Origin of the sequence: Coprococcus sp. AF99-45 (assembly GCF_027663865.1) — a bacterium.
Taxonomy (GTDB): Bacteria; Bacillota; Clostridia; order Lachnospirales; family Lachnospiraceae; genus Allocoprococcus; species Allocoprococcus comes.
The window spans coordinates 78,505-95,903 of the sequence record NZ_JAQDGZ010000007.1; the positions used below are offsets into that span (position 1 = coordinate 78,505).

The 17,399-nt window shown below is 42.5% G+C and carries 11 protein-coding genes; all 11 read right to left on the minus strand.

The window, feature by feature from the left end:
• Positions 1–3: 3 nt before the first annotated feature.
• The 11 genes from PGR14_RS07620 to PGR14_RS07670 all read right to left on the minus strand — a co-directional run bounded on the left by PGR14_RS07620 (position 4) and on the right by PGR14_RS07670 (position 17,360).
• Positions 4–1,593, minus strand: coding sequence for a (2,3-dihydroxybenzoyl)adenylate synthase (locus PGR14_RS07620; protein WP_117484499.1), 1,590 nt, complete (start codon positions 1,591–1,593; stop codon positions 4–6).
• Positions 1,583–2,281, minus strand: a complete 699-nt coding sequence (locus PGR14_RS07625) for a 4'-phosphopantetheinyl transferase family protein (protein WP_054335603.1) — start codon at positions 2,279–2,281, stop codon at positions 1,583–1,585. Before PGR14_RS07625 ends, PGR14_RS07620 begins: the two co-directional genes overlap by 11 nt.
• On the minus strand, positions 2,271–3,017 hold the full coding sequence (locus PGR14_RS07630; RefSeq protein WP_270213424.1) for a thioesterase II family protein: 747 nt from the start codon (positions 3,015–3,017) through the stop codon (positions 2,271–2,273). The genes PGR14_RS07625 and PGR14_RS07630 overlap by 11 nt, the downstream gene beginning before the upstream one ends.
• 114 nt (positions 3,018–3,131) lie before the next feature.
• Positions 3,132–3,701: an accessory gene regulator B family protein gene (locus PGR14_RS07635; RefSeq protein ID WP_243015707.1), complete on the minus strand. Its 570-nt coding sequence runs from the start codon at positions 3,699–3,701 to the stop codon at positions 3,132–3,134.
• Positions 3,701–3,859, minus strand: coding sequence for a cyclic lactone autoinducer peptide (locus tag PGR14_RS07640; RefSeq protein ID WP_015528432.1), 159 nt, complete (start codon positions 3,857–3,859; stop codon positions 3,701–3,703). The genes PGR14_RS07635 and PGR14_RS07640 overlap by 1 nt, the downstream gene beginning before the upstream one ends.
• A gap of 102 nt (positions 3,860–3,961) precedes the next feature.
• Positions 3,962–5,257 carry a sensor histidine kinase gene (locus PGR14_RS07645; RefSeq protein ID WP_117579908.1) on the minus strand — a complete coding sequence of 432 codons (1,296 nt, stop codon included), beginning with the start codon at positions 5,255–5,257 and terminating at the stop codon, positions 3,962–3,964.
• The gene (locus PGR14_RS07650) at positions 5,254–5,991 is read right to left on the minus strand and encodes a LytR/AlgR family response regulator transcription factor (RefSeq protein ID WP_055059676.1); all 738 of its coding nucleotides are present in this window, start codon (positions 5,989–5,991) and stop codon (positions 5,254–5,256) included. The genes PGR14_RS07645 and PGR14_RS07650 overlap by 4 nt, the downstream gene beginning before the upstream one ends.
• A gap of 87 nt (positions 5,992–6,078) precedes the next feature.
• Positions 6,079–6,318, minus strand: coding sequence for a helix-turn-helix domain-containing protein (locus PGR14_RS07655; protein ID WP_054337273.1), 240 nt, complete (start codon positions 6,316–6,318; stop codon positions 6,079–6,081).
• 284 nt (positions 6,319–6,602) lie between these two features.
• Positions 6,603–6,809, minus strand: coding sequence for a hypothetical protein (locus tag PGR14_RS07660; protein ID WP_172733506.1), 207 nt, complete (start codon positions 6,807–6,809; stop codon positions 6,603–6,605).
• Positions 6,810–6,836: 27 nt separating this feature from the next.
• Positions 6,837–9,596 (minus strand): YodL domain-containing protein, encoded by a 2,760-nt coding sequence (locus PGR14_RS07665; RefSeq protein ID WP_118037241.1) that lies wholly within the window; start codon positions 9,594–9,596, stop codon positions 6,837–6,839.
• 81 nt (positions 9,597–9,677) lie between these two features.
• The gene (locus PGR14_RS07670; RefSeq protein ID WP_270223205.1) at positions 9,678–17,360 is read right to left on the minus strand and encodes a DEAD/DEAH box helicase family protein; all 7,683 of its coding nucleotides are present in this window, start codon (positions 17,358–17,360) and stop codon (positions 9,678–9,680) included.
• Positions 17,361–17,399: the final 39 nt, after the last annotated feature.

A 17,399-nucleotide genomic window follows, 5' to 3' on the forward strand; every position in this document is an offset into this window, starting at 1 on the left:
CTTCTACTTTTCCTGAGCCATCCGTTCTAATGCTTTCTTATCTATTTTCCCTACGCTGGTCAGCGGCCATGTTTCAACCCGTTCTATCTGATCTGGCATTTTATACGCCGCAACGCCTATTTCCCGCAGAAACCTGTGGATTTCCTGTAAATCGATCCCGGCTTCATCATCGGTTACAAGGAATGCGCATATCCGATTTCCAAGGGTTTCATCCGGAACGCCGACAACGGCTGCCTCTTTGATCTCCAGATGCCTGCAAAGGTAAGCTTCAATCTCCGAAGGCATGATCTTTTCTCCGGCGCGGTTAATCTGCTCTTTGATCCTCCCACCCAAACGCAGTCTTCCGTCTTTCGTCCACATAGCCTTATCGCCCGTCCGATAAAATCCGTCCGGCGTAAAGCTCTTTTTATTCGCTTCCTCCGCCATATAATAACCATCAATCGTATACGGGCCTCTGGATAATAATTCCCCAAAGACTCCTTCCGGTACGGTCTTATCCTCTTCATCCACAATCTTCACTTCATCCGCAGGAGACACCGGAGTTCCCTGGCATCTTGCGATCAGGGAATCTTCATCTTCCGGACTGGTAAAGGACAGCAGCCCCTCCGCCGTACCAAATACCTGCATCAGTTTGCAAGGCCATTCTTCAATGATCTTATCTGCAAGGGAATCTTCCAGCATTGCGCCGCCCACCTGCAAAATTCGCAGGCTGGATATATCATAATCTTCATCCCATTCCAACATTTCCATGCACACAGTAACCATAGCAGGAACCAATGCGGTAATCGTAACGCCTTCCTCTGTAATTGCGTCAAGAATATCGTCCGGGCTGGTCGCAGACGCAAGCACAACTTTTCCTCCCACATCCAGCGTACCTAAAAGCCCCGGGCAGCATAACGGAAAATTATGGGCTACCGGAAGAGACGTCAGATAAACGTCGCTGCTATCCAGGCGGCATCTTTTCGCGGACATACGGGCATTATACATATAATCCGTATGGGTGCGCGGAATCAGTTTCGGAACCCCTGTCGTCCCGCCGGACAGCAAAAGAACCGCCGTTTCATACCCATCCACAGCCGGAAATGCTCTATTTTCTCCACACGTTTCCGCAATCATTCCACTGATATCCCCGGATTCGCTATCTACAAATATATGCCGGATATATGAATATTTCTTTTTCATCGCATTTGCCATCGGCACATATGAAAATCCCAGATATTTCTCCGCCACAATATAAGCGGCCGGCTTTGCCAGTTCAATAATTCCTTCCAGTTCCGCCTCCCTGTGGGCCGGCAGCATCATGATCGGCACCGCCCCGATCTTGGAAAGTGCAAAAAACACGACCACAAAAGAAATCCTGTTCGGAAGCTGTACAAGCACTTTGTCTCCCTTTAAAATCCCTTTACGCAGAAAAGCTGCCGCAAGACAATCTGCTTTTTGCTTTAATTCCATATAACTGATCTCCTCTTCGCTGTCCGTGACCGCAGTTCTTTCTCCATATTTTTCCGCCCACTTATCAAGCTGTTCTCCAAAACTACATCTCTCCCAACCTTCCAGATACTCATATTTGCTCATATCTTTCTTATAACCCATTTGATTTATCTCCTTTCTTATGCACCGCCACATACGCAGCATATCCTTTGATCCTGACCGGATACAGGAACCAGCCCTGATCATTCCTGCCTTTTTCTATAATTTCCCCGTTTCTGACAGAGAAGAAATCCATTCCTCTTCCTAATCCAATACCGAGCGCTTTTACATACGCTTCTTTGGCCGCCCAGTACTGGAAAAACAAAGCCGATCCTTCCTTTATTACATCTTCCGCTTCTTCTTCCGTATAAAAATTCCCGGCTATCTCCCAGTAATCCGGACATCCCGCCATTTCCTGCACATCCACTCCGATGTCCATTCCAACAGCGAATCCCGCCAGTATGAATTCTCCCGAATGCGAAATATTAAAATCTACGGTCTGCTTTCCTGCAATCTTTTTATGATAAGGCTTGCCCCGTTCACTGACAGAAAAATCAATCGTTTCCACATCTAAATATCTTTTCAAGAGAAGCCGCACGACAACCTTCCCGGCTATATAACGCATCCTGTCTTCCGAAAAGCGGAATCTTCCGACCTGCTCCGATTCCTGCCCACTCAGGATATACTCATGGTTCACCCAGAAATCTGTCATTTCCGGCCAGCAGATGCACCATATATGTATCTCATTTTCACGGATACAAAGTTTGCCTGCCGCCAGAAATTCCTTCGCTCCATACCGTTTAATCTCCATCTTTTATTCCCGGCAGGCGCCTTATAACTTCACTTATTACTTCGTCTTCGTAATCCCGCAAATAAAAATGTCCTCCCGGAAATATCCGGTAGCTAAAATCATTATCCGTATACTTTCCCCATTCGCAGATTGCGCTCTCATCCGCTTCGCCATCCTTTTCTCCGCCAAATGCAGCGATAGGCGCATGCAGTACTATTCCCGTCTTGTCATAATATGTTTCATCCATGGTAAAATCTGCCCGTAGCATAGGCAGAAAGAAATCCAATAATTCCTGATTCTCCAGTATCTCTTTTGGCGTCCCCTCAAATCTTCCCAGTTCCCTCTTAAACTCTTCATCCGGAAGATGATAGATCGGCTTCGGCTCCGGAATACTGGGAATCCGGCTACCGGAAATAAACAGACAGCTCGCTGTATATCCGACCGCTTCCAATCTCTTTTCCAGCTCATAGGCAATCTTACCGCCCATACTGTGCCCCCATAAGGCATACGGTCCATCCACAACCTCTCTTACTGCCTCTTCCAGATCATCTAACATAACCGGCATATCTACATACGGCTTCTCCATGATCCGTTCTTCCCTTCCCGGAAGCTGAACCAGACATACCGTTACTTTTCCCTGCATCTTTTTCGCCCACTGGTTATAAGCAGAAGCGCCGCCCCCCGCAAACGGCAGACAAAACAAAGTTATTTTCTCTTTGTTAATATTTTCTGTATTTTTTATCAACTTCAAATTCACTTTTATGTTCCTCTTGCATCATGTTCTTTTTTATTCTGTTTATTATCATTTTGTGATATGCTTTTCCCAAGCATTTCTTATTCCTATCCAAGATTAGTTAGCTCTAACTCTTTGTCAAAAAAAATTTTTGATCCATCCCAATATTAAACCGGACGCCAAAACAATATGTGCTACCATAATCCCGTTTACGACCAGGAAATATCCGGTTACAGAAAAAACACCTGCTATCGCGCATTCAATAATTAAAATTGCCCTCGCGCGCATACCATAAACTTTCTTTTCTTTCTCATCCAGTTTCTTACTGCTGGCATCCACCGGTGCCATAACAAATATGACTCCAACTGCAGCAAGCCATATGATCCGTATTTGCCACATCACAGCCGAACCACACGCCAGATACTGACCGCACAGAAGGACAAGGATACTAGAAACAACCATGCAGCTCCCTGCTTTTTCTAAATGAATCCCTCCGGCATACTGCCTTAGAACAGTAAAGGGCAATAAAAAGACTAGCATCTCCAGCCAATTCCCCGTTACAATGCCAAGTATGACAATGATAAGGTATATCGCCACCCTGCCCAGCAGTACGCCGTAAGCATATTCATACAGCCTGCGGTCTTTCTCTTCAAGAATCCCGTTCCTGTTTTGCACTTCAAAAAGCCAGCCGGTAGTTTTTTTCCACACTAGAATTTCCTCATTTTCTTAACTTCTTCCGGCTCTTCTTCCTGATAGTACAGCCAGTTGCACGCCAGATTTGCCGTATATGCCGTCAGGCAGAGTGCAAGACAGTTTACAACTCCAAGTACTTTGATACCCAAGCTTTTTCTGATTGTTTTTTTCATAGTTACATGCCTCCATTTTTTTCCGATAGTTTACACAAAAATCGCCCTTTTTTCAATTACCGTGGCAAAAACGGTAACTTTTTGGGCGATTTTTGCACATCTTTATTTTATTGTAAAGATCAGCTTAACAGAGAACTCCTGTTCTCCGACCTCCACTCTCATAATTCCAGCATACTTTTTAACCAGTTTTCCAACCGTATGCAGTCCGATCCCGTGACTGTCTGCATCTCTTTTGGTGCTTATGTACCGGTCCTTGTCCTTTAACAGTGGAACAACATACCCGTTGCAAAATTCCATAACAAGGAAATGTTCCTCATTTCCCATATACATCCTGCATTCCACATATCGGCCATCTTTTGTCTTTTCTGCCGCTTCCAGTGCGTTATCCAAAAGATTACCTACGATTGAGATCATATCCAGTTCTTCCAGAAAGTCCAGCCTGAGATCATTACCCAGGGTAATCTTATAGGAAATATTCTTAGATTCCGCAAGGAATTTCCTTTCGCACAGGATGCTGTTCAAGATCGGGTGTTCGCAATACACACCTTTTTGAAGGCTCTGAATCCGGACACCTAAATGTTCCATAATCTCCTTAACCTCTTGATTTTCTCCTTCTTCCATCAAACCGGCTACTGTACAAATAAATTTATTTATATCGTGTAAGAATGCCCTGTTATCCTCATTGACCTTATTCATATACTGTAAATTAGCAATCTCCGCCCTGCTTTTCTGGTAAAGCCGGTCCATCTTCTTCACTTCTTCTGATTTCTCTACAAACCGGTCAAACACTGAGAAAATGAAGATATTCGTCAATAGCAGCAGCGAAGCTCCTACCGGAACCATAACCCTGTTCATTCCTTCAAAAGAAATATTTGAATAAAACACACATCCTAATATAATGATCGTAGCGGTTGGCAGCATGAGCAGCACAGTAAAAGTTTTATTCTCAATCGTCAGATAATTCCTTTTTCTCGTTACCTGATTAATGCATTTAATAAACAGAAATGTCATGGTACTCATCAGTAGTAGCGCTAATGTTTTTTCTATTTCCGTCCCAAAACCCTCAGATGCACCAGTCACGCCATACGCATTCGTAAGCGTTGCAAAGAGAAATTCAGGAATAATTGCCAGCACATAATAGCAGCATACTATAACCAGCTTCTTCCATATATTTCCCCGGAACACAACCATTGACACAATCATATACGTTACCGGAATCATTACCATATTAAATATTGAGGATTCCAAGTGGTTGATTCCGAGCATTATCAGCGCTACGACAAAATATATGAGAAATTTTCCCCAAAAGTTTTCTCTTCTGTATGGAAGCATGTTCTTTTCCAGATCTTCCAACAGATACATTTGAAGAAGGCAGATCAAAAAATCTCTTACTATCATACCATGCCGTTCCTTTCCCCAAGAAACATGATCAGAGCGTCAGCAAACTGACCTTTTCTCGACCTTGAAACATTCAATTGGATTCCCATCTGTAGCAGCGCCACATTCTTTTCCAATCCTTCCACTTTCGCCAGATTTACAATATAACTGTTATGTGCATACTCAAATCCCCTTCCGGCCAGACGTTCATATAAATCGCCTAAAGATTCCTTACAATGCATCTCATCTATCTCCCCCTGCCTAGCAACGTATATAGAGCAACCCCTTTTCGCCAGACAGATATATAAAATGTCTTCCGTATAGATACGAATTACTCTTCCCGCTGATGTAACCGTCACGGAAGAATCTCCACAGTGCAATTTTACTTTTGATAAAATTGCAGGGATTTCCCTTTTTAGACTTCTGTCATGCAAGTCTTTCATAATATACCGGAACGGCTGCCCAATATTGATGCTGTCTGAAGTCGGTTCAAAGTATCCGGAGCAGAACACCAATATCGCTGCCCTATTGTATTCCCTCAGCTTCAGTACCGATTTATTCCCATCCAATCCGGGCATACGCATATCCATAAAGACCAAATCATGCAAAATATCAGCATTTTTCAGTAGTTCCTTTCCTGACTCGTATTCATAAAACCGTATCTCGCTCTTAGGAAGAATCCCTTCCGTTTCTATAACCTTCTCTATTTTCTCCCTGTAATTTTTATCATCATCGCAAATTGCTATTTTATACATCTATGTCCTCCTAAGTTAGTTTCCCCTAACCCTTTTTCATAAAAAATCCATCCTGCAGAATCTGAATCCTATGAGCATTTACTCTTCCTATAGTTCGGGTTCCAAATCTGCAAAGATGGGATCAGCAAAAAATTCCTGTATTGTGACATCCAATCCATCGCATATCTTTTTTATTGTAACTACGCCAGCATTCTTACTCTGACCATACAAAATATTCTTTAATGTTGAAGGAGGAACGCCAGAACATACCGCCGCCTCATTCACTGTGATATCTTTCTGATTAATCAGATCGTTTAAACGATATATGACCGCTGTTTTTATATCCACGGTATCGACCACCTTTTTTTCTTCTATTTTATATAAATCGGCTTTAAAAGGTCGCCCATATATAGTCTTTTTGATCTATGTACGATATTTTTTTAACAGTTTTTCTTATTCTAGCAGAAATCCGCTAAATTTCTATATTTTATTAGATACATGAAACCCTGTGAGAACATTTCTGATCCTACGCAGGGTTTTCCACTTTGTTATAAAATTTTTATATTTTGCAGTATGCTGGATCGGAGTTATCATTCAACTTTCCTTCTGCTGCCGATTGTAAAAACATATTTTTACGAATAAATATTCAGCAGTTCTTCCGGAGAAAGCAGTGTAATCCAAAAGGAAAGAAAATCCTTTTTATTCCTTGTCACACTCGCATCACACTGATTCGCCTTCGTACAAGTTGCAAGCAGGCAGTCTTCAAAATCAGATACTCTCTGCAAATAAGCAGGCAGCACATCTTCGTTCGTCACTGTCAGCACTTTTGCTATGTCCAAAACGGAGCCAAGTGCCTTTCTATAAATTTATACCGTTCTTACATCCCGATCAGCTCCTCTCTCCAGCTCATCTTTTCCCTGCTTTTCTTGGATTTTTCTCTTATTGATTTCCAGTCGTTCATGAATAGATGGCTTCTTTGCCTTCGTAGTTGCTTTATTCTTTTCTGTTTGCATACTCGAAACTACCTTTTTCACAGCTTTGTCATTATCCCCTTTTGTCACATTCGCTGCTCTTGACGCTTCTACTCTGCTGTCCTGCTTTTCTGCAACCTGCCGTTCCTGCTTTTCCTGCACACTTTTTTCTTCCAGACTGCAAAAGCTCTGCAAATATGGCAGCACATGGTTCTGCATATCGGTCAGATCTTCCATACACTTCTGAAACTCTTCATTTCCCTTGTTTTTCAGATAACCAATCCAGCTTTCATCCGTAAGTTTCAGTTCATTTTGGAGTTTCAGCTGACTTAAAATACCGCCATTTCCTGTTCCAATATCTATTTTCCCTTTGAAATGTTGCAGCATTTTATCGCCTTTTTCCGCATAATATATAGTAAAAAACATCTGGGCTGTTACCATCGGCTCATCCGTCCTCGGATTACGGTCTGCGTACCATTCCTTATCCTTCTGTGCAGTACGGGAATCCAGATCTGAGAGCTTCTGACAGCGTGGTTCCATCAGCTCTCGCTTTTCACAGTAATTCACATACACCATCGGCTCTGTTTCTTTGGATATATCTGGTTCGTAGGATTTCAGCCGTTCCAGCAAAACACCTGCCCACACGGACTGCTCACAGTCTTCTTCAATCACATCCTTCAGAAAGGAAATATAAGAACCAACATTTCCACTTTGCAGATCCAGCATGACTTCCTGTATGGTATCCTGCCCTGGCTCTACATGGTCCCGATAGTCATACGGATCGAAGTCTTCCGCAATCTCATCCAATGCTGCTGCCAGTTCTTCTGTTGTCATTTTTTTCGGATACATTGCCTCACGCACATCCTGAATCGGGATATATTTATAATCAGGCAATGCTTTATGAATCTTCTCCAAACCTTCACGCACCACCGGCTGATCTTTTAAAAACCGCACATTATCCAAGAAGTCGCCGTGTATCGTTGTTCCCATTACAATCAACAGTTCTGTTTCATCAAACAAGCTATCCTCCGGATCACGATAAATAATCCCCATTCCACTGCCTTTATAAGCGTTTTCCGGATCTTCTCTGTACTTCTCATAGATTGCTGCGATTTCTTTCACATCTGTGCTTTTCTCATAAGCTCCCATATCATGAATTTCATCACATTCTGCAGCATAATATTCAAGATAAGCTTCTTTCTTAGGCGGCATATTATTGAGTACATTATCAATCATGTTATAATTGGCCTCTTCCAGTTCCTCCACCTTTGCCAATGGCTTATATTCGCCCTGGCTTTTCTGAATCTCTGCCATTACAGCTTCATCCATTTCTTCTACTTTTTCCATCAACTGATCATAATCCCCACGGATACGTTCTCCCGTCCAGCCTTCGTCTTCCAAAAGTTCCTCCGCCGCTTCTTCAATAGAAATTTCATCATTCTCATAAATGCCACCATCCATCAAGCGGAAATCTTCATCGTAAAAGGAATAATCATATCCTTCTTCTGTTCTCTGAATAGCAAAATATCGTTCTCCTACCTCATATGCCAGTTCACTAAGAACCTGTTCTTCCAGATTCAGGAAAGAATCCAGCTGTTCAAAACTGATACTGTCTACAAAATGAGCAGTTACCTTTTTCCCGTCATTCAGAACTATGATATCACTGACAGACAGGGAATGCCCACGGAAGTCTTCCGGTCTGTCAATGTTGAACTTTTCAAAAATATCATCCAGTGACATATTTCCTGATAATTCACCAACATAGACCAGCTTATAATCTTCTTTTTTTATCTGCATACCATGACTTTCAATAAAACTCATATTCATAAATGCATAGTTTTCTCCCGGTAAATCATCCCGAATCTGATAAATTCCAAATGTCCTTCTTGTTCCTAACAACAGATTTGCTTCTTTCAAAGATTGAATCTGTGGATATTTCTGCATTTCCCATTCCAGGTTACGGAAACGCTCCAGTTCTGTCATAGACATCTGATAATGCTCCGGTCCTCGTTCAATTTCCATGCGTTCTGTGACATACATAGGTGATGAAAAATTAGTGATCAGATAGATATCTGCTCCTGCATCGTATAATTTCAGTGCTTCTTCCTGCTCAATGACACTCATAGGCTCCTGAAATGCTCCTAAATTTTCTTCTGCATAATCTAGGTTGTTATCTTTTATCCGTTCCCACATCTGCGATTCCATTCCAAACAAACCGTCATGTGCCTGTATCATTTCTTTACTCGCATATTCACCTTTACTGCCAGCACTGCCAAGACAATAAATCTTAGAACCCATTCTGTGATAATCCAAAGCTGCTTCTTTTCTAAGTGGCACCATATCTTCTTCCATATATCCATAGTCACGTAATTCCAGCTTACCTATGGTTGGATCTGGCAGTTCCTGAATATCCATTCTTGCGTCATCCAGCAAATCCTCTACACCTTCTGAATCTGCCTGGCTCACTGCATCTGCCAGATTTCTTACCAAAGCCCTAACTTTCTCTTTCTCGCCGATCAGATTCGCATATTCAAAAAGCTGTTCTTTTACATCTGTTGATATTTCTATACCTCTACTCTCTGCCTGATTGATCTGTTCCTGCGTATATTCCTGCATTTTCTGCGTTTCTCTACCTATTATCCTGTTTCTTGCCATATAAGTTCCTCCTGTATTCTGAAAAATGGCATAACCCACAGAACATACTTTCTGTCAGATTATGCCATCTTCCTTGTTTTCTTATTCCAGACCAAAGTCCCGTTTTCTGTTATCCTTGCCAGTTTCACTTTCCCGCTGACTCTTTTCTTTATAAATCTGCAGTTTTTCATGGATAGAACCACGTGCCGGTCTTTCTTCTTTCTCATCTGATTCAGATACCTCTGCTTCTGCATCTTCCCGTTCATCCATATTGAGCAATGCATTTAACTCTGACAGTCGCTCCAGTTTCTGGTTCAACTCCTCTTCTTTTGGAAATGGCTTTCCAACCTCTTCTTTTGCATTTGCAAGCTGTTCATATACTGTTTCCAGTCTTTGTTGTGCTTCTGAAAGCTTCTCCGGATAACTGTCCAACAGATTGTTGATACGGGTAATATTTCCAAGTGCATCTGCTCCAAGATGAACTTTCGAGACAGCCTCATGTTTGACAGATAGTATAAATTCTTTACTCCATCCATCAAACTGAATCCTCATATTGAATCCCTGATAGTTTCCGATATCCATCGCAGCATCTACAGTTTTAATATCTTTACATACCGCCAGAAGTGCTGCTCCTGCCTCTTTCTTTTCTGTGAACACTTTGCCACCAATCTCCATAGTAAACTGCTCTGGATCTGTGCTTTTATGCTCAGAATAATGAGCGATGTCTGCCTTGTAGCTGTCAATGATTTCCGTCAGTTTTGCAATCTGTTGTGGAAGATTCCTTACAATATCATCTTCCAGGCGGTACTGGTTATTCATGTGGTTGGCTTTTAAAAGCTTTAATTTTGCCACATCAACATCCAATGCCATCTTCTCTTTTACTGCTGGATTTCCGGTTGCAAGAGCTTTGACCTCTGCATAGGAAAGTGCCGCTTCGTCCACATCTTCACAGCTTCGCACAGGTGCTTTACTGGTCATAATCTGAGAAATGAATTTCTGCTTGTTCTCAATCAACTGCCACATGTAGCTGTCAAATGTGGATTCTGTTACATATCGGAAGATATGAACCTTTTTATGATGATTTCCCTGGCGGATAATACGCCCTGCTCTCTGTTCCAAGTCAGATGGTTTCCAACCAATATCCAGATGATGCAACGCAATCAGACGATCCTGCACATTGGTCCCGGCACCCATCTTTGCTGTTGAGCCAATCAAAAAACGAACCTGCCCGGATTTCACTTTTCCAAACAGCTCCGTCTTCTTTGCTTCTGTATTTGCATCATGAATAAAAGCAATCTCTTTTTCCGGTACACCTTTTTCCATCAATTTCTGCTTCAAGTCATCATAAACATTGAAGCTGCCATCGCCTTTCGGGGTACTCAAGTCACAGAAAATCAATTGTGCAGATTTCTGTGCTGCCGTGCCTTTCCAGATCTCATAACTTTTCTCTGCACAGACTGATATTTTGCTTTCTGGATTATCTGGCAATAATTCGTTCACCAAACGCTGATCCAATGCCAATTTTCTTCCATCATTGGTGATTTTCAGCATATTATCAACCGAGGCATCTACCCCTCCGTTTCTGACAACTTCTGCACGTTCTCCCAGATTTTCTACGATTTCTTTCTGCTGTTCCGTTGGTTTCAGCACCACTGTTTCATATTCCGCTTCCGGCACAGGAAGCTCTAACTGATCGGAAGTCTTGATATCTGCAATCTCCTTAAACATATTCATCAGTTCCGGAATATTATAAAATCTTGCAAATCTTGACTTTGCACGGTAGCCTGTTCCTTCCGGTGCAAGCTCAATGCTGGTGACTACCTCGCCAAAGGTGGAGGCCCAGGAATCAAACAATCCAAGTCCCATATTTTGCAATTTACTGTTCTGCAGATACCTCTGCATAACATATAATTCCGTCATACTATTGCTAATCGGTGTTCCTGTAGCAAAGGTAATGCCTTTTCCTCCGGTAATCTCATCCAGATACTGACATTTATTGAACATATCTGCGGATTTCTGTGCTTCGTTCTGTGCAATTCCGGCTACATTTCTCATTTTTGTATAAAGAAATGCGTTTTTATAACTGTGTGCTTCATCTACATATAAATGATCCACTCCCAGTTCTTCAAACGTAACTACCTGATCTTTTTTCTCTTTCTGATTCAGTTTCTCCAGCCTTGTCTGCAATGTTTTTCTTGTCTTTTCAATCTGTTTGACGGTATAACGTCCACCATCCTGTTCATACCTTGCACTCTGGATTGCCATTTCCAGATCATCAATCTGCCTCTGAAGCATGGCTTCCTGTTTCTCATCAGAGATTGGAATACGCTCAAACTGGGAATGGCCAATAATAACAGCATCGTAATTTCCCATAGCGATTCTAGCACAAAACTTCTTTCGGTTTGCCGGTTCAAAGTCTTTCTTGGTTGCTACCAAAATATTTGCTCCTGGATATAACTGCAGGAACTCCGCTCCCCACTGCTCTGTCAAATGGTTTGGCACAACAAAGAGATTCTTTTGTGATAATCCCAGACGTTTGCTCTCCATTGCCGCCGCTACCATTTCGTAAGTCTTCCCAGCTCCTACTACATGTGCCAGAAGCACATTATCACCGTATAACTGATGTGCGACTGCATTTTTCTGATGCGGACGAAGCTCTATTTCCGGATTCATTCCTGGAAAACTCAAGTGACTACCATCATATTCACGGGGTCGGATACTATTGAAACGCTCATTGTACACGCTTACCAGCCTTTCTCTCCTCTGCTGATCCTTAAAAATCCAATCTTGGAATGCAGCCTTCAAGGCATCCTGCTTTTGTGATGCCAACATAGTTTCTTTTTTATTCAAAACTCGCACTTCATCCCCATTGTCATTTACGACTTTATCATAGATTCTAACATCTTTTAGATTCAAGGTATCTTCCAGAATCCGGTAGGCATTTGCTCTCTCCGTTCCATACGTTGCATAGGCAAACGCATTTCTTGGACTGTCGGCGTTTTTTCCTGTAATCCTCCACTCACCATTTACCTCAGAGAATTTTATCTGTATTTCCTTCTGTGCAAGATACCTCGGCGTATGAAGCAGTTCCACCATAAAATCCTGATAATCCGAAGGTTCAATCCAGGTGGCTCCAATACGCACTTCAATCTCCGACGCTTCCAGATCTCTTGGCTGAACTGCCTCCAATGCACGCACATTCGGTGTGAATTCCGGATGATTCTCTGCAAAAGTTCTCGCTGTATTTAATTTATCTCTGACGTTTCCAGACAGATATTCATCTCCGCTTTCCCACTGGTCTGTCAGTGGATTTTTGAAGATAACTCCAACCAGCTCTTCTGTGATTTTCTCTTCGGTCTTTCCGGTCAACTGTGCCATATATGGAAGATCTACTTTAGCCTTTTCATTTAGGGACAGAGCAAGTGCTTCTGTGGCTGTCTCCACACTTGTCACAGCGACCGCCTTTTTAATGGTTCGTTTGGTGAACATGTCCGCTTTCCGCTTCAATGTTCCATCTTCATTCAAGTCTTCCAGGGAACACAGCAGACAATAAGAAGAGTCATCAGAAAATGCACGTTTGTTAGCATTACTTCCAATAACTCCATACTTTGCTGTGTAGGTATCATACACCTGATTCAGTTTTTTCTGCTGTTTCTGGATTTCTTCGTCTGTGACAAATTCTTCCATCTGCATGGCGATCAGTTCACGAACGGTATCACGGATTGCAACCATGCCTTTTACACGTTCTGCAGTGGCTGCAGGCATTTTCACCTGATTCATCAAAGAATTGACACGGTAATATACCTGATCATCTACCACCGTATAGCTGTAATTTCGGACATTCGGATCTGCCGGAATACTCTCTGGCATCTCATCCAGTTCTGCCTCTATATCTACTGCCGCTACCATGCTTCCCCTGATGTGTTTTACAGCTTCTTGTAACTGTAATTCCAGATCAGCTCCTTCCATTGGAGCACAGGTTGTTTCCATACCATACGGACCGGACACTTCTTTCATCTCACCCAGAATCATTTCCGGATGCTGAACAAAATACTGATTGACTGTAATGCCATTGACATCACTATCCAGATTTATCCATTCCGGCATTTCTTTCGTAAGGCTTTCCCTCTTCTGGAAAAACAGGATATCAGCACTGACTTCTGTTCCTGCATTTGCCTTAAAAGCTGTGTTCGGCAGTCGGATTGCGCCCAGCAGGTCTGCACGCTCTGCCAGATATTTCCGAACTTCCGGTGATGCTTTATCCATGGTTCCCTTTGTTGTGATCAGCGCAGCCACGCCGCCTGGACGTAACTGATCTATAGTCTTGGCAAGAAAGTAATCATGAATCATGAAATTGTAGCGATCATACTGACGGTCATTGACCTTGTATGCACCAAATGGCACATTTCCAATCGCCACATCAAAAAAATCATTAGGATAATCTGTCTTCTCAAAACCTTTAATCTGAATATTGGCATCTGGATAGAGCAACTTTGCAATTCTACCACTGATGCTGTCCAGTTCCACACCATAGAGTTTGGACTGGTTTAGATTCTCCGGAAGCATTCCAAAGAAGTTACCAACTCCCATAGACGGCTCCAGAATATTTCCTTTTGTAAATCCCAGATTCTCCAACACCTGATACATACTTTCAATCACAATCGGCTGTGTATAATGAGCATTTAAGGTGGAAGCTCTGGCTGCAGCATATTCCTCTGGTGTAAGAACCGTCTTTAATTCCAAATATTCTGTCTCCCATGCAGCTTTTGTCTCATCAAATGCATCTGCAAGACCTCCCCAGCCAACGTACCTGGATAAGATTTCCTGTTCTTCCGGTGTTGCATTGCGATTCTCATCCTCACATTTCTTTAACAACTGGATAGCCATGATATTGGCACGGAACTTTTCTTTTGCTGTACCCTGTCCAAGCTCATCATCTGTGATGCGGAAGTTCGTTGCTGGAATCGTTTCTGATATTCCGTTAATCTCTTCCAAAGATTCTTTTTCTTCCGATACCTCAACTTCTCCAGATAATTCTTTTTCTTTTTTATCATAATCTGTCCACACACGTTGAGAAATAGCAGTAAAATACGAGGACTCTTCCTCCATAATTTCTTCCCTGATTTCCCGTAATTCATCTAAAGTATCCGCATTTACAGTTTTGTTGTGATAATGACAATAAAGTACTTCTTGTCCGAGTTTTACATCCAGACGTTCCAATTCTTGTGTTGACATTCGATTCCAAATATCATCTTTTTCCGTATGAATCGTGAAACCTTCTCCATCATCATGATATTCTAATGTGTATTGAAGTCGATTCGCTTCTCCCTTAACTTTGCAATCAAAATCGTGGATTTTTGTTCTGGTACCAGACATATATTCTGAATCAACTAATCGCAAATCAGTTATATCTTCCGCTGTCAAAGTATCCTGCTCCAGCTGTTCTCCTAACATCTGCTGTGCTTCTTCCAAATCTGCCAGTCTTTGTGCTTCCTGTCGTTCTTCGTACTTTTCCATTTCTTCCGGTGACAAATAATCATCTGTGCGGATTAACTGGCGAACACGTTCTGCAACCTTGTTCCACTTTAATAAAACTTCTACCTCTGGACTGCCAATTTTCCCTTTTGCAAGTTTTAATCCTTTTGCATCATGGGATGCGTCGGAAGCATCTGCTCCTGGTATTCCGGGTGAGGAACCACCTGTTCCATACTCATTTTTCAGGAACTCAGCTGCATCTTTCATATCATGATGTTCCATGAAATACTCATAGATTCGGTTACGTCCTCCTGCAGTAATGCCGCCTCTTCTTAACACTGCGTCAATTTCATCCTGTGTGATAAAGGATAGTGCCGGACGTTCGACCGTAAATTTCTGGTCTACCCAGGAACGCTCTCTCTGAAGATCCTGAAAGCGTTGGAAATATTCCGGATTATGCTGAATCTCCCAGCGGTGATAATCTCCCGGATTCTCATCCATATATTTCTGCAGCCATTCAAAACGATAGACAATCGCATCTGCTTCCTCTTGATCTGTCCATGCTCCACTCACTACATCCTGCCAGTCTGAATATGATTGTTTCTTTTCCCAGTTTCTGCAAGTATCCCGAAAATGAAGTGCAAGAAGATTGGTCATTTCTTCCTGCTCCTGTTCAATGGCATTATTGGAAATCAAATTATCCACGTAATTTCCATCCTCATACATATCCCGAATTCTGTTCGCTGCTTCTTCCCACGTAACCATGCGGTCAAAGTTTCTTCTGGCAGAGTCCCCTCGCCGGATACGGATACCATCATTGTCATACCAGATACTGATTTTCTGACCATCTATGGTAAATCCTTTGCCACCAGTTCCATATTCATCTTTCAGAAAACTCCGCATTTCTTCATTATCCAGACCTTCAATCAGTCTTGCTGTAATATGAAACAGTGTATTTTTCTGTCCGCTTCCCGTGCGGAGAATATCATTTACCACTTCATCGGAAATAAGAAAAGCGGCTGGCTGTTCCAATGCAGCTGCCGCTTTCCTTATTTCTCCTAACTGTTCCTCTTCTGTCGGGAACAGACTTAACTGTAAATAATCTCCTGAATCACCAGCTCCTCTGCCTGTGTCTTGATCTGGTTCATGTGTCTGGTCCATGCCATCCCGTCTGCCATTTTGTCCGGTGCCGGATCTTTCTCCAGAAGTTCGTTCATCAGGTTGTCTACTCTCTGTCTTGCCTGGCTGTCGATCTCCATCAGATGACTGTCCAGACGGTTCTGCAGTGTCAGAATGTTGAACCTGGCTACCTTGTGGTTTCTCAGATACTCTTTCCGCATCATTCCGTACTTGCCGATGGTTCCTCTCGTCTCTTCCAGGCTGATATCTGGAATCTGATACTCTCCGTTCTGGCTGTAACTGATCTCTCTCATAGTCTGTTTCCTCCTTTTTTTCTTCTCTATCTTCTGTGTTATCTGTATTACTTTCACGAATTAACGTGTTAAATTCATTATAAGCTACTTCTTTTTCTTTTGCAACCGTTTTCAGGTCATTTTCCAGATCATTCAGAACATATCGTCCAATCTGCATCAGAACTGGTCTGCTGATCTCATTGACTGCACTTCCCAGATGTCCTAATACTTTCAGCTGATTGAAGTCCGTAATATGCCGAAAATCCTCTGCATCCAAATATTCCTGTACATCCAGTCCACACCGCTTTAGTAATACATACCAGACACTATTGGTCATCAGTTCCCGAAATTCGACTTCCTGATTCTGTTCGTCCAGTTCTTCCAGAAATGTCCCTGTTACATCCAGTCTCAGTTCTTCCAATGCATCTGGAATCCATTCTTGCATACTCTCCTTCGCTGCCTGATGCAGACTTTCAGCAAGTCCTCCTTGTGTATCTTCCAGTGATAGTTGCTCCTGCAGATAATCTGCCACCAGCTGTTCTCCTTCCACCGGAAGATTCCATAACTGTGGATCTTTTCCCAGATTCCGCACCTTATAAGTGTCCTGCACATCAAATACATACCGAAGTTTTGTTTTCGGTCCGGAAGTGTTGTCAATCAAGGCAATCCCCTTGGATCCCTTTTTGATCCAGCGGTACATCTTCTGATTCCATATTTCCATGGATGCTACGGCAGTTGCTTCCGGTCGCTGTGCATAAATTAAAAGCTGTTCTGGAAAAGTGTATTTGTACAATCTGGAGGCAGTATTTAGGAACCGCATCCATTCCTGCGGACTGGCAGCCACATCTTTTGCCACCTCTTCCGTCAGCTGTTCCATTGCATATAATTTATTTGCCATGTGCTACTCCTTTTCATAAAATCAGGGACTGCTTAGTAC